Annotated in this window: 12 protein-coding genes; 3 read left to right on the forward strand and 9 right to left on the reverse strand. The window is 72.3% G+C overall.

Annotated features, from left to right (window positions below; genetic code table 11):
* Nucleotides 1-133: 133 nt before the first annotated feature.
* From CRV15_RS05555 to rimP, 3 genes are all read right to left on the reverse strand, one after another.
* Nucleotides 134-418: a YlxR family protein gene (locus tag CRV15_RS05555; protein ID WP_003962050.1), complete on the reverse strand. Its 285-nt coding sequence runs from the start codon at nt 416-418 to the stop codon at nt 134-136.
* Between the two features lie 314 nt (nt 419-732).
* A complete protein-coding gene (gene nusA, locus CRV15_RS05560) occupies nt 733-1,740 on the reverse strand; it encodes a transcription termination factor NusA (RefSeq protein WP_003962049.1) in 1,008 nt (335 codons plus the stop codon).
* A 2-nt stretch (nt 1,741-1,742) separates the two neighbouring features.
* Nucleotides 1,743-2,240, reverse strand: a complete 498-nt coding sequence (rimP, locus tag CRV15_RS05565; RefSeq protein WP_003962048.1) for a ribosome maturation factor RimP — start codon at nt 2,238-2,240, stop codon at nt 1,743-1,745.
* Between the two features lie 153 nt (nt 2,241-2,393).
* On the opposite strand from rimP, the gene CRV15_RS05570 reads away from it, so the two are divergent.
* The 3 genes from CRV15_RS05570 (at nt 2,394) to CRV15_RS05580 (ending at nt 4,577) form a co-directional block, all read left to right on the forward strand.
* Nucleotides 2,394-2,924 (forward strand): hypothetical protein, encoded by a 531-nt coding sequence (locus CRV15_RS05570; RefSeq protein WP_009997699.1) that lies wholly within the window; start codon nt 2,394-2,396, stop codon nt 2,922-2,924.
* An 86-nt stretch (nt 2,925-3,010) separates the two neighbouring features.
* Nucleotides 3,011-3,430 carry a ferritin-like domain-containing protein gene (locus CRV15_RS05575; protein WP_009997698.1) on the forward strand — a complete coding sequence of 140 codons (420 nt, stop codon included), beginning with the start codon at nt 3,011-3,013 and terminating at the stop codon, nt 3,428-3,430.
* 250 nt (nt 3,431-3,680) lie between these two features.
* Nucleotides 3,681-4,577: an aminoglycoside phosphotransferase family protein gene (locus CRV15_RS05580; protein ID WP_003962046.1), complete on the forward strand. Its 897-nt coding sequence runs from the start codon at nt 3,681-3,683 to the stop codon at nt 4,575-4,577.
* 999 nt (nt 4,578-5,576) lie between these two features.
* Here CRV15_RS05580 and CRV15_RS05585 read toward each other — a convergent pair.
* The 6 genes from CRV15_RS05585 to dxr form a co-directional block, all read right to left on the reverse strand.
* Nucleotides 5,577-7,277, reverse strand: a complete 1,701-nt coding sequence (locus CRV15_RS05585) for a proline--tRNA ligase (RefSeq protein ID WP_003957232.1) — start codon at nt 7,275-7,277, stop codon at nt 5,577-5,579.
* Nucleotides 7,278-7,345: 68 nt separating this feature from the next.
* A complete protein-coding gene (locus tag CRV15_RS05590) occupies nt 7,346-7,894 on the reverse strand; it encodes a GNAT family N-acetyltransferase (protein WP_003957231.1) in 549 nt (182 codons plus the stop codon).
* Nucleotides 7,895-8,022: 128 nt separating this feature from the next.
* On the reverse strand, nt 8,023-8,868 hold the full coding sequence (locus tag CRV15_RS05595; RefSeq protein ID WP_003957230.1) for a GNAT family N-acetyltransferase: 846 nt from the start codon (nt 8,866-8,868) through the stop codon (nt 8,023-8,025).
* Nucleotides 8,869-9,065: 197 nt separating this feature from the next.
* A complete protein-coding gene (gene ispG / locus CRV15_RS05600) occupies nt 9,066-10,220 on the reverse strand; it encodes a flavodoxin-dependent (E)-4-hydroxy-3-methylbut-2-enyl-diphosphate synthase (protein ID WP_003957229.1) in 1,155 nt (384 codons plus the stop codon).
* A 165-nt stretch (nt 10,221-10,385) separates the two neighbouring features.
* Nucleotides 10,386-11,687: a M50 family metallopeptidase gene (locus CRV15_RS05605; RefSeq protein ID WP_003962045.1), complete on the reverse strand. Its 1,302-nt coding sequence runs from the start codon at nt 11,685-11,687 to the stop codon at nt 10,386-10,388.
* Nucleotides 11,684-12,934, reverse strand: a complete 1,251-nt coding sequence (gene dxr / locus CRV15_RS05610) for a 1-deoxy-D-xylulose-5-phosphate reductoisomerase (RefSeq protein ID WP_003962044.1) — start codon at nt 12,932-12,934, stop codon at nt 11,684-11,686. Before dxr ends, CRV15_RS05605 begins: the two co-directional genes overlap by 4 nt.
* Between the last annotated feature and the right edge of the window lie 44 nt (nt 12,935-12,978).

Below are 12,978 nucleotides of genomic sequence, written 5' to 3' on the forward strand. Positions count from 1 at the left end.
GGTCCGGGTTACCGCCGGACCGTCGCTACTTCATGGGCGTACTCATCGCGTACTCATCGAGTGCTCATCGCAATCTCGACCTACTTCCAACTCGCGAGGTACCTGACCGCACGGGGTTCCGTGCCGTACTTCTTCACTGCGGGATCTGCGGGGTCTGAAGAACCCGGCGCACTGCGGCCGTGTCGAGTGGCCCCTCGGCCCTGAGGGCGCGGGGAAACGCACGGCGTCGTACTGCCAGATCGAGACAGACCTCGACGGGGTGCACATAGGCACCCCGGCCGGGCAGCGTACCGCGATCGTCGGGGACACAGTCACCCCCGACCGCCACGATGCGCAGCAAATCCGCTTTGGCCGCCCGCTCCCGGCATCCCACACAGGTGCGCTCAGGGCGTGCGCAGGCATGCGTCCGGCCAGACACGATTAAGTCTACCTCCCCGCGCCGACCTCACCCCTACGGGGCAAGAATCGAACACTCGTTGTCCGAATCCGGCTGCGGCCCCCGATGGGGGCCCGGCCTGCTCCGGCGGTGATCCCCGTCGCGCCCGGTGTGTCCCTGGACGCCCGGAGATCATCGGTCTCGGTCGGCCCCGATGACACGTCGTCCATGCCAGAACACCGCACGCGGCCGTTTTCTTCCACCGGTTTTCCCGGTCCGGGCACCGGTCACTCCCCGGCCCGGGACACACCGGGCCGCGGAACCCCCGGGCCCGGTCCTGGGCCGGGTCCCCGGGCTCAGTCCTGCCGGGGCTCGGTGTCCGTGCCCGGCTCGGTGTCGGGGCGGATGTCGATGCGCCAGCCGGTGAGCCGGGCGGCGAGCCGCGCGTTCTGCCCCTCCTTGCCGATGGCGAGCGAGAGCTGGTAGTCGGGGACGGTCACCCGGGCGGAGCGGGCGCCGAGGTCCACGACCTCGACCTTGCTGACCCGGGCCGGGGAGAGCGCGTTCGCGACCATCTCGGCCGGGTCGTCCGACCAGTCCACGATGTCGATCTTCTCGCCGTGCAGCTCGGCCATCACATTGCGGACCCGGCCGCCCATGGGGCCGATGCACGCGCCCTTGGCGTTCAGTCCGGAACGGGTGGAGCGCACGGCGATCTTGGTGCGGTGACCGGCCTCACGGGCGATCGCCGCGATCTCCACGCTGCCGTCCGCGATCTCGGGGACCTCCAGCGCGAAGAGCTTCTTCACCAGGTTGGGGTGGGTGCGCGAGAGGGTCACGGACGGTCCGCGCACGCCCTTGGCGACCCGTACGACATACGTCCGCAGCCGCAGCCCGTGGGGGTACTCCTCGCCGGGGACCTGCTCCTGCACCGGCAGGATCGCCTCCAGCTTGTCGTCCAGCTTGACGAGGACGTTCTTGGGGTCCTTGCCCTGCTGCACCTGGCCGGAGACCACATCGCCCTCACGGCGGGCGTACTCGCCGAAGGTGACGTCGTTCTCGGCGTCCCGCAGCCGCTGCTGGATGACCTGGCGGGCGGTGGTGGCGGCGATCCGGCCGAAGTCCGACGGGGTGTCGTCGAACTCCTTGGGCTCCTGCCCCTCCTCCAGGTCGGCCGGGTCCTCCTCGGCCCACACCGTCACATGCCCGGTCTGGCGGCTCAGCTCCGCGCGCGCGTGGCGGCGGCTGCCCTCGGTGCGGTGGTACGCGATGAGGAGGGCCGACTCGATCGCCTCGACCAGCAGGTCGAAGGGGATCTCCTTCTCCTGTGCCAAGCCCTTCAGGAGCTTCACGTCGATATCCATGGCTACGCCTCCTCTTCCTTCGTGTCCTTGCGGTTGAACTCGATCTCCACCCGGGCCTTCGCGATGTCCGCGAAGGTGACCCGCCGGGCCGTGGGCTTGCGGCCCTTGACCCCGGGAACCTCCAGATCGAGCCCCTCGTCGTCCACGGTCAGGACACGGGCCACCAGCTCGCCGCCGTCGGCGAGGTGGAGCTTCACCAGCCGGCCGGTGGCACGGACGTAGTGGCGGTGCTCGGTCAGGGGGCGGTCGGCACCGGGGGAGCTGACTTCGAGGACGTACTCGTCCTCTCCCATCGCGTCGCTCTCGTCCAGCTTCTGGGAGATCGCGCGGCTCAGCTCGGCACAGGCGTCCAGGGTGGCTCCGTCCTCGGAGTCCACGACGATCCTCAGCTGGCGGCGGCGGCCCGCGCGGGCGAGCTCGATCTCTTCCAGATCCAGGCCGGCGGCGGTGACGAGCGGTTCAAGGAGCTCGCGCAGCCTCTCGCTCTGGGTGGTGCTCATCCGGGTGACTCCTCGGCCGCGTGTGCTGTTGTGGGATCGTCGTGCGTCGCCTCAAAGGGTATCCGGTCCCACAGGGTGTTGCCGTCCACCCGGGCCGTGCCCGCGGGTACGCTCGCCTGCGGCGATGATCACCGACGGCCGAGGGAGACACGCGTGGGGCGCACCGGGACGACACGCAGAGGTGTGCTCGCGGCGACGGGTGCGCTGGCGGCGGGCGCCGTGGCCGGATGCTCCCCCGGGAGCGCGGAGGAGGCGGCGGAACGGGAACGGGCCGGGGCCCGGCTGCGGCGGCGGCAGGCCGCGGCGAGCCGGGAGCTGCGCGACCGGTACGACGCGACACTCGACCGCCATCCGGGGCTCGGCGAACGGCTGAGTCCACTGCGGGCCTCGGTCGCCGCCCATGTCACGGCGCTGGCACCCGCGCCGGAGCGCGCGGGTGCCCCGGCGGACGCGGGGCGCGGCGGCGCGCACGCCGGGGCGGACGGTGATCGTTCCCCCGCCCCGATGGCGGTGCCGGAGGACCCGGCGGGCGCCCTGGACGCGCTCGCCGCCGCCGAACGCACCACCGCCGACGCGCGCACGGCCGCGCTGCTGACGGCGGAACCCGAGCTGGCCCGGCTGCTGGCGTCGCTCGCGGCGGCGGGCGCGGCCCACGCGTATCTGCTGACGGAGGGCGGCCGGTGACGACGACCACGGCGGGAACGACAGGAACGACGGGCCGGGTTCCGGCCACGGGGCAAAGCGGCCGGAGCACGCGGGCCGACGACGCGGTGATCACGGCCGTCCACGCCGCGCTCGCGGCCGAACACGCCGCGGTCTACGGGTACGGGGTCGTCGGCGCCCGGGCCGGGCAGGAGCGCCGGGCCGACGCGCGGGCCGCGTACGAGGCCCACCGCGCCCGCCGGGACGCGCTGGCGCGGACGGTGCGCGGGCTGGGCGCCGATCCGGTGGCGGCGGCGCCCGGCTACGAGCTGCCCTTCGCCACGGAGGACCCGGCGGCGGCGGTGCGGCTGGCGGCCCTCCTGGAGGACCGGGTGGCGGGCGTCTACTCCGATCTGGTCCGCGCCGCCGAGGGCCCGCTGCGGCGGGAGGCCGCGGCGGCGCTGCGGGAGGCGGCGGTGCGGTCGGCGCGCTGGCGCGGCAGCGGCGTAGCCTTTCCCGGACTCGCCGAACGCACGGGCGACCGATGACATCCGGCCGGATGTCCGGGGAACGGCAGGGCGCGCACCAGCGGTGAGCAGCACCGGCCGATACTGACCCGTACCGACCCGGCCATCACGCGATATCCGGCATTTCGATATTCCTGGGAATTCGAGTAATTTCAGCGGGTTCCGTGGTTCCGGCGCGGACGCCTGGAGAGGGTGGGCGCCGGGGCGGGCACGGACACCGTGGACGACACGGAGCACACAGGAAGACATCGGAGAGGGTGGCTGTTCGCGCATGGGTTTTGAAGCGCCCCGGCGTCTGGTGCGGGCGCTCGGTGAGGACGGCGGCCGGGAGGGTCTGCGCGACTGGCTCGACCGGCTGCCCGCCATCGCCGAGGAGACGGTGGCCCGGCTCGGTCTCGACGCCGAACGGGTGGTGGCCCCCGGCGGACGCGGCAGTCTGATCGTCCTGGTCCGGCTCGGCGACGGCACCCCGGCGGCGCTGAAGCTGATCCCGCCGGGCGGCGCCGCCGCGCAGGAGCGGGCGGCACTGGCCCACTGGGACGGCCGCTTCGCGGTACGCCTGCTCGACGCGCCCGAGGCGCCCGCCGCCGGGGACGCGCTGCTCCTGGAGCGGCTGCACCCGGAGGTCTCCCTGCGTTCGCTGCCCGAGGCGAAGGCCCTTCTGGAGGCGGCGGCGACCGTACGGCGGCTGTGGGTGCCGCCCCCGGCCGGGCATCCCTTCGAGACCGTCGCGGACCGGACCGCCCGGCAGGCCCTCGCGCTGCGCGCCCTGGACGACCCGCTGGCGACGGCAGCCCTCGACGCCCGGGCGCGGCTGACCGAGGACGCCCCCGAGGCTCTGCTGCTCCACGGTTCCTTCCGCCAGGGCAAGGTGCTGGCCGCCGACCGGGTCCCCTGGCTCACGGTCGGTCCCCGGCCCGTCGTCGGCGAGCGCGCCTACGACCTCGCCCGGCTGGTCCGCGACCGCGCGGAGGATCTGGTGGCCGCCTCGTCGGGGCCCTCGGCGGCCCGTCGCCGGGTGAACAGGCTCGCGGACTCCTTGGAGATCGACCCGGCCCGGCTGCGCGGCTGGGCGCTGTTCCGGGCGGTCGAGTCGGGCACGCGGGCCCTCGCCGCGGGCCGCGTCCGGGAGGCGGAGTCCTCGCTGGAGTTCGCCTCCTGGCTCTGAGCGGCCGAGCGCTCCCGAACACTTCCGGGCGCCACCGAGTGCGCCTGAGCGCCCCGGGGCAGCACCCGGCGAGCGCCCCCACGAGGAGCGCCCCCGCCCCCGGCTCGTTCGCCGGGGGCGGGGGCGCTCTGTGTGCGTCGCCGGGGCTGAGCCATCGCCCTCACCCCCGGGCGGGTGAGCCCCCGCCCCGTGCCTCCGCCCTGCGGGCGAGTGAGCCGAAGGGGCGCACCTCCGCCTCTCCGCGGGGCTGGACGATGGCCCCGCACCCCGTGCGCGCGTGGACGATCACCCCGCCCCGGGACGGTTCCCCCGGGGCGGGTGGGCCGAAGGGGCACGCGGCCGCCGAAAGCGGATCACGCGCCCCCGTCCCCGCACGGGCGTTTACCTCAGCCCTGCGGCGCGTGGGCCGTGGGGGTGCGTGGCCGCCGGGAGCGGAGAGCGGGCCCCTGTCTCCTTGGCCAGGCGTTTACCTCGACCCCGCGGCGAGTGAGCCGCAGGGGCGCCGCGGGTGCCGAAAGCGGAGAGCGGGCCCCCGTCTCCTGGGCTGGACGTCTGCCTCCGCCCCGGGGCGGGTGGGCCGAAGGGCGCGCGGCTACCGAAAGCGGAGCACACGCCCCCCGTCCCTGCACAGGCGTTTGCCTTCGCCCCTTGGGCCGGGCGTTTGCCTTGACCCTGCGGCGAGTGAGCCGAAGGGGCACGTGGCTGCCGAAAGCGGAGAGCGCGCCCCCGCCCCTTGGGGTGGACGTCTGCCTCCGCCCCGCAGCGGGTGAGCCGCAGGGGCGCGCGGCCGCCGGGAACGGAGAGCGGGCCCCTGTCCCTTGGGCCGGGCGTTTGCCTCGGCCCTGCGGCGGGTGAGCCGAAGGGGTGCCGCGGGTGCCGAAAGTGGAGAGCGCGCGCAGGCCGTGAGGAACGAGCGGCCGAGCACGGTCGACCGTCGGCGCACGCTTCAGCACCCCGGAGGCGAACCGAGCCACAAAAAAGGGGGAGCCACAGAAGAATTCAGACGCCGCGCAGCCGGGCGACCGCCTCGGCGACGGGCAGTTCCTCGCGCTCTCCGGTGCGGCGGTCCTTCAGTTCGACGACGCCCTCGGCGGAGCGCCGTCCGGCCACGAGGATCGTCGGCACGCCGATCAGCTCGGCGTCGGTGAACTTGACGCCGGGCGAGACGCCGGGGCGCTCGTCGACCAGGACCCGCAGTCCGGCGGCGGCGAGTTGGTCGGCGACCTCCAGCGCGAGTTCGATCTGGACGGCCTTGCCCGCGGCGACGACATGGACGTCGGCGGGGGCGATCTCGGCGGGCCAGCACAGCCCCTTCTCGTCGGCGGTCTGCTCGGCGAGGGCGGCCACGGCACGGGAGACACCGATGCCGTACGAGCCCATCGTCACCCGGGTGGGCTTGCCGTTCTGGCCGAGGACGTCGAGCTGGAAGGCGTCCGCGTACTTCCGGCCGAGCTGGAAGATGTGGCCGATCTCGATGGCGCGGTCCAGCTTGAGGCCGGTACCGCACTTCGGGCAGGGGTCGCCGTCCTCGACGACCACGACGTCCACGTATGCGTCGATCTCGAAGTCACGGCCCGCGACGACATGGCGGGCGTGCTTGCCCTCCTCGTTGGCGCCGGTGATCCAGGAGGTTCCGGCGGCGATCCGGGGGTCGGCGAGGTAGCGGACCTTGTCCAGGCCCTGCGGGCCGACATAGCCGCGGACCAGGTCGGGGCGGCCGGTGAAGTCCTCGGCGGTGACCAGTTCCACCTGGGCGGGGGCCAGATGGTCGGCCAGCTTGCCGAGGTCCACCTCGCGGTCGCCCGGCACACCCACGGCGACGATCTCCCCGTCGACCTTCACCAGAAGGTTCTTGAGGGTGGCGGACGCGGGGACGCCCAGGTGCTCGGCGAGGGTCTCGATGGTGGGCGTGTCCGGGGTGTCCAGCAGTTCCACGGCGGGGTGGTCCACGGCCTCGGGGGCGGCGGCGACGTAGGTCACGGCCTCCGTGTTGGCCGCGTAGTCGCAGGACGGGCAGTGGACGAAGGTGTCCTCACCGGCGGCGGCGGGGGCGAGGAACTCCTCGGAGGCCGAGCCGCCCATCGCGCCGGAGACCGCCGAGACGATCCGGTGGTCGAGGCCGAGCCGCCGGAAGATCCGGATGTATGCCTCGCGGTGCAGCGCGTAGGACTCGGCCAGTCCCTCGTCCGTGGTGTCGAAGGAGTAGGAGTCCTTCATCTGGAACTCACGGCCGCGCAGGATGCCCGAGCGGGGGCGCGCCTCGTCGCGGTACTTCGTCTGGATCTGGTAGAGGATCACCGGCAGGTCCTTGTAGGACGAGCACTGGTCCTTCACCAGCTGGGTGAAGATCTCCTCGTGGGTGGGGCCGAGCAGGTATTCGGCCCCCTTGCGGTCCTTGAGCCGGAACAGTTCGGCGCCGTACTCGTCCCAGCGGCCGGTGATCTCGTACGGCTCCTTGGGGAGGAGGGCCGGGAGCAGGACCTCCTGCGCGCCGATCGCGTCCATCTCCTCGCGGACCACACGGGTGACGTTCTCCAGCACCTTCTTGCCGAGCGGCAGCCAGGACCAGATACCGGCCGCGTTGCGCCGCACATATCCGGCGCGGACCAGCAGCTTGTGGCTCAGCGTCTCGGCGTCCGCGGGGTCGTCGCGCAAGGTCTTGACCATGAGGCGGGACATGCGCTGGACCTGGGCTGCCATGGGGTTTCTCCTGCGTCAAGAAAAGGTGATGTGTCAGGAGGTTAGCCGGGGGCGCTCCCGGGTGGAAATCAGTTGCCGCGCCGGAGCGGCAGTGGGGCGCCCATCACGGCGTAGGGACTGATCGTGCTCGGGAAGAGCACCCGGCGGGCGAGGTCCTGGTAGCCGAGGGAGCGGTAGAGCCTGCGGGCGGGGGACTCGGTGTCGACGGCGGAGAGGATGGAACGGGGCTCGTCGGCGGTGTCGGTGATGGCGGTGATCAGGCTCCGGCCGATGCCCCGGGCCTGGAAGGCGGGGTGGACATGGAGTTCGGTGATGACGAAGGCGTCGTCGAGCCAGCCGTCGTTGCCGCCGCGCCGCAGCGGGGACTCGACCACGGTGGACCACCAGTGCCGCCGGTCGTTGGGCATGCCGTAGACGAAACCGACGAGGTTGCCGGGCGGGGCCAGTGCGCCGAGGGCGCGGGCACCGGGCTGGAGGAGGTGCCGGTGGACGATGGGGCGGCGCACCTCGACCTCGTCGGCGGACAGGCCGAAGGCCAGGGCCTGCACGGTCAGGGCCTCGTCGAGCCGGGTGGCGAGATCGACGGGCTCGATCACGACTGCGGGGAGTGCTGCCATGCGGGAACCCTACTCGGCACCGGCTGTGACCAGAACCGTACATCGGGTTCCGGCGGCACCGGGTCGCGGGCCCGGCGGAAGCGACGGCTCCGGCCACCGTCGCGGCCCGCCGCTCAGAAGAGCACGCTTCAGAAGAGCACGCTCATGAACGCGCCGACCTCCTGGAAGCCGACCCGCCGGTAGGTGGCGCGCGCCGCGGTGTTGTAGTCGTTGACGTAGAGGCTGGCCACGGGGGCGACGTCGGCGAGGGCGTAGCGCAGCACGGCGGCCATTCCGGAGACGGAGAGGCCCTGGCCCCGGTGGGCGGGGTCGACCCAGACGCCCTGGATCTGGCATGCCTGGTCGGTGGCGGCGCCGATCTCGGCCTTGAAGATCACCCGTCCGTTGTCGATCCGGGCGAAGGAGCGGCCCGCGCCGACCAGTTCGGCGATCCTGGCCTGGTAGAGCAGTCCGCCGTCCCCGGCCATGGGCGAGACGCCGACCTCCTCGGTGAACATGGCCACGCAGGCGGGCATGATCACGTCCATCTCGTCCTTGCGGATCCGGCGGACGTAGGGGTCGGGTTCGATGCCGTCGGGGAGCCGGTCGGCGACCATCAGCGGCTGCCGGGGGCGGATGTCCCGGGCGGGGCCCCAGCTCGGTTCGAGCAGCCGCCACAGCCGGGCGGTGGGTTCGGCGGGGCCGACGATCGAGGAGCAGCGGCGGCCCGCTCTGCGGGCGCGGTCGGCGAAGGAGCGGACGGCCTCGGGCGTGGCGCAGATGGGGACGAGGTTGGCGCCGGAGTAGCACAGGGACCGCAGCCGGCCCTCGGTGTACCAGCCCCACATCTCGCCGCCGAGCCGCCAGGGGTCGAGTCCGGCGACCCGGACCCTGGCCGTGACAAAGGCGTTCGTGACCGGGTCGCTCTCCAGGACGGCGAGCGCCGCGCCGAGGTCGCCGGGTTCGAGGACCCGGGTGGTGGTCTGCGTCAACACGAGGGGGCCTCACCTACCATCTGCTGATTTCCGCACTGTACCCGGCGGGTGGGTCCGGTGCCGAGTGCAGCGATCGGCCCCGCGCACGCGGGGGGCGTGGCGGGGCCGATTTCACCTGCTCTGCGGGGATCTCTCCCTCGGTGGGTGCGGGGTCCTCCCGGCTGCCCGGGAAGGGGCGGCGACGGGCGCGGGCCCGGTCAGCCGATGCTGACCTGGGGCTCACCGGACATCACTCCGGCCTTCTCCATCTCTTCGGCGATCTTCATCGCCTCTTCGATCAGGGTCTCCACGATCTTCGCCTCGGGGACGGTCTTGATGACCTCGCCCTTGACGAAGATCTGGCCCTTGCCGTTGCCGGAGGCGACGCCGAGGTCGGCCTCGCGGGCCTCGCCGGGGCCGTTGACGACACAGCCCATGACGGCGACCCGGAGCGGGACCTCCATGCCCTCCAGACCGGCGGTGACCTCGTCGGCGAGCTTGTAGACGTCGACCTGGGCCCGGCCGCAGGACGGGCAGGAGACGATCTCCAGACGCCGCTGGCGCAGGTTCAGGGACTCCAGGATCTGGATGCCGACCTTGACCTCTTCGGCGGGCGGGGCGGAGAGGGAGACCCGGATGGTGTCGCCGATGCCCTCGCTCAGCAGCGCGCCGAAGGCGACGGCGGACTTGATGGTGCCCTGGAAGGCGGGCCCGGCCTCGGTGACGCCGAGGTGGAGGGGGTAGTCGCACTGCGCGGCGAGCTGCCGGTAGGCGTTGACCATCACGACGGGGTCGTTGTGCTTGACCGAGATCTTGATGTCCTGGAAGCCGTGCTCCTCGAAGAGGGACGCCTCCCACAGGGCGGACTCGACCAGGGCCTCGGGGGTGGCCTTGCCGTACTTCTTCAGCAGCCGCGCGTCGAGCGATCCGGCGTTGACGCCGATCCGGATGGGGGTGCCGGAGGCGGAGGCCGCCTTCGCGATCTCCTTGACCTTGTCGTCGAACTGCTTGATGTTGCCCGGGTTGACCCGGACGGCCGCGCAGCCCGCGTCGATGGCGGCGAAGACGTACTTGGGCTGGAAGTGGATGTCCGCGATCACCGGGATCTGCGACTTGCGCGCGATGGTGGCGAGCGCGTCCGCGTCGTCCTGGGTGGGGCAGGCGACCCGGACGATCTGGCAGCCGGACGCGGTCAGCTCGGCGATCTGCTGGAGGGTCGCGCCGATGTCGGACGTCCTGGTCGTGGTCATCGACTGGACGGATACGGGCGCGTCACCTCCCACCGCCACCGACCCTACCTGGATCTTCCGGCTGACCCGCCGGTCGGCGAGCTTGGTCGGAACGGAAGGCATACCGAGAGAAATCGCGGTCATCAGCTGTGCAACCCCAAGGTGTGGATCGAGTTCCCGGCATCGCCGGGCTCAACTGTCGAGATTACGGCACCGCGCTTGTCGTCAGCACATCGTCTCGGAAGACCCGCCGTACGACACGGCGGCCGGGCACAAAGTACACCCGGCCGCCGGAGGCCGCCGTGGCGGTCAGCTGATCTTGACTGGATTCACAATGTCCGCAACCAGCACCAGCAGGGTAAAGCAGATAAAGATTCCGGCCACGACATAGGCGACGGGCATCAGCTTCGCCACGTCGAACGGACCGGGGTCGGGCCGCTTCAGCAGCCGGGCCGTCCTGCGGCGTACGGACTCCCACAGCGCGCCCGCGATATGCCCGCCGTCCAGGGGGAGCAACGGCAGCATATTGAAGAGGAAGAGGGAGAGATTGAAGCCCGCGAGGAGCATGAGGAAGCTGGCGACGATGTTCTGCGTGGGCATGTCGAGGTTCATGACCTCGCCGCTGATACGGGCGGCGCCGACGACGCCCACGGGCGAGTCCTCCTTGCGCTCCCCGTCGCCGAAGGCCGCGTCCCACAGGTCGGGAACCTTGGCGGGGAGCGCGATGATCGACTCCACACCGTTCTCGATCATGCCGCCCATACGGTCGACGGAGTCCGTGAAGGAGAGCGGAAGAATCTCCGTCCTGGCGACGAAGCCGAGATATCCGGCCGGTACGTACTCACCGGGGACGACCTCGCCGTCGGCGTCCTTCTTGACGACCTCGTTCTCCACAAGAGTGGCGCGAAGGTCGCGTTCGGTGCCGCCGCGTTCGATCGTGAGGGTCGCGGGACCGATGGTTTCGCGGATTCGTTCGGACAGTTCCGGCCAGCCGGAGATCTTCTCCCCGTTGAACGCGACAATCCGGTCGCCGGCCCGGAGCCCGGCGGCGTGGGCGGGGGAGACCGGGTCGGTCTTCGCGCAGGTGTCGCGCTGTTCGCGCTGGTCGATGGTGCACTTGGGCACGCCCGCGACCGTGGTGGTCTGGGTGGCGAAGCCGAAGGTCATCGCGATGCCGAGGAAAAGCGCGACGGCGAGGACCAGATTCATGAACGGCCCGGCGAACATCACGATCACGCGCTTCCAGGGCGCGCGGGTGTAGAAGAGCCGCTTCTCGTCCCCGGGCTGGAGCTCCTCGTAGGCGGCGGTGCGGGCGTCCTCGATCATCCCGCGCCAGGGCGAGGTGGAGCGGGCCTCTATCCGTCCGTCCTGGCCGGGCGGGAACATCCCGATCATGCGGATGTAGCCACCCATGGGGATGGCCTTGATGCCGTACTCGGTCTCGCCCCTGCGCCGGGACCACAGGGTCGGGCCGAAGCCGACCATGTACTGGGGCACCCGGATGCCGAAGAGCTTGGCGGTCGACAGATGCCCCAGCTCGTGCCAGGCGATGGAGAACAGCAGGCCGACGGCGAACAGCACGATGCCGAGAACCGTCAACAACATCGTCATGCGCGCGCCTCCGCTGTGGCCTTCGCCGCCAGTTCCCGGGCCCGGGTACGGGCCCAGCTCTCCGCCTCCAGGACGTCGGCCACCGAGAGGCCGGTTCCGCGGGCGGGCGTGCCGTGCTCGGCGACCACCTCGGTGACCGTGTCCATGATCCCGTTGAACGGCAGCCGTCCGGCGAGGAACGCGTCGACGCACTCCTCGTTGGCGGCGTTGAACACCGCCGGGGCCGTGCCGCCCGCCGCGCCGACCTGCCGGGCGAGCCCGACGGAGGGGAACGCCTCGCTGTCGAGGGGCAGGAACTCCCAGGTGGACGCCTTGGTCCAGTCGAAGGCCGGGGCGGCGTCCGGCACCCGCTCGGGCCAGCCGATGCCGACCGCGATGGAGCCCGTCATGTCCGGCGGGGTGGCCTGGGCGAGGGTGGAGCCGTCCAGGAACTCCACCATGGAGTGGACATAGGACTGCGGGTGCACCACGACCTCGATCCGGTCGAAGGGCACGTCGTAGAGGAGGTGCGCCTCGATGACCTCCAGGCCCTTGTTGACCAGGGTGGCGCTGTTGACCGTGATCACCGGGCCCATGGCCCAGGTGGGGTGGGCGAGGGCGTCGGCGGGGGTGACACCGGCCAGCTCGGCCCTGCTCCGGCCGCGGAACGGCCCGCCGGACGCGGTGACGACCAGCTTGCGCACATCGGCCCGGACCCCGGCGGCCAGCGCCTGGAAGATGGCGGTGTGCTCGGAGTCCACCGGGATGATCTGACCGGGCCGGGCCACCTCCTTCACCAGCGGACCGCCGACGATGAGCGACTCCTTGTTGGCGAGGGCGAGGGTGCGGCCCGCCGCGAGCGCCGCGAGGGTGGGCCGCAGACCGATGGAGCCGGTGATGCCGTTGAGCACGGTGTGGCACTCGGAGGCGGCCAGCTCGGCGGCGGCGTCCGGGCCCGCGAGGATCTCGGGCAGCGGCTCGCTCCCGTACTGCGCGGACAGCGCCTCCCGCAGCGCCGGTACGGCGTCCGCACGGGCCACGGCGACCGTCCGCACCCGCAGCCGCCGGGCCTGCTCGGCCAGGAGCTCCACCCGGCCGCCCGCGGCGGAGAGCGCGGTGACCCGGAAGCGGTCGGGGTTGCGCAGGACGAGGTCGATGGCCTGGGTGCCGATCGACCCGGTGGCGCCGAGGACGACGATGTCCCGGCGCCCTCCGGTCGGGTCGAAGGCGATATGCGGGTCGGCGAGGGGGGATGGGCTGTCGCTCATCCCCCCATTGTGGCCGCAAGCCGTGCCCGGTTGGACAGCGCGTC

The sequence above is a fragment of the Streptomyces clavuligerus genome, from assembly GCF_005519465.1.
Classification (GTDB): domain Bacteria; phylum Actinomycetota; class Actinomycetes; order Streptomycetales; family Streptomycetaceae; genus Streptomyces; species Streptomyces clavuligerus.

What these genes read in the sequence shown, in the direction of transcription:
- nusA (WP_003962049.1), bottom strand. Translation starts at nt 1,740, where the DNA reads ATGGATATCGACGTGAAGCTCCTGAAGGGCTTGGCACAGGAGAAGGAG.
- rimP (WP_003962048.1), bottom strand. Translation starts at nt 2,240, where the DNA reads ATGAGCACCACCCAGAGCGAGAGGCTGCGCGAGCTCCTTGAACCGCTC.
- CRV15_RS05580 (WP_003962046.1), top strand. Translation starts at nt 3,681, where the DNA reads ATGGGTTTTGAAGCGCCCCGGCGTCTGGTGCGGGCGCTCGGTGAGGAC.
- CRV15_RS05585 (WP_003957232.1), bottom strand. Translation starts at nt 7,277, where the DNA reads ATGGCAGCCCAGGTCCAGCGCATGTCCCGCCTCATGGTCAAGACCTTG.
- CRV15_RS05590 (WP_003957231.1), bottom strand. Translation starts at nt 7,894, where the DNA reads ATGGCAGCACTCCCCGCAGTCGTGATCGAGCCCGTCGATCTCGCCACC.
- ispG (WP_003957229.1), bottom strand. Translation starts at nt 10,220, where the DNA reads ATGACCGCGATTTCTCTCGGTATGCCTTCCGTTCCGACCAAGCTCGCC.
- CRV15_RS05605 (WP_003962045.1), bottom strand. Translation starts at nt 11,687, where the DNA reads ATGACGATGTTGTTGACGGTTCTCGGCATCGTGCTGTTCGCCGTCGGC.
- dxr (WP_003962044.1), bottom strand. Translation starts at nt 12,934, where the DNA reads ATGAGCGACAGCCCATCCCCCCTCGCCGACCCGCATATCGCCTTCGAC.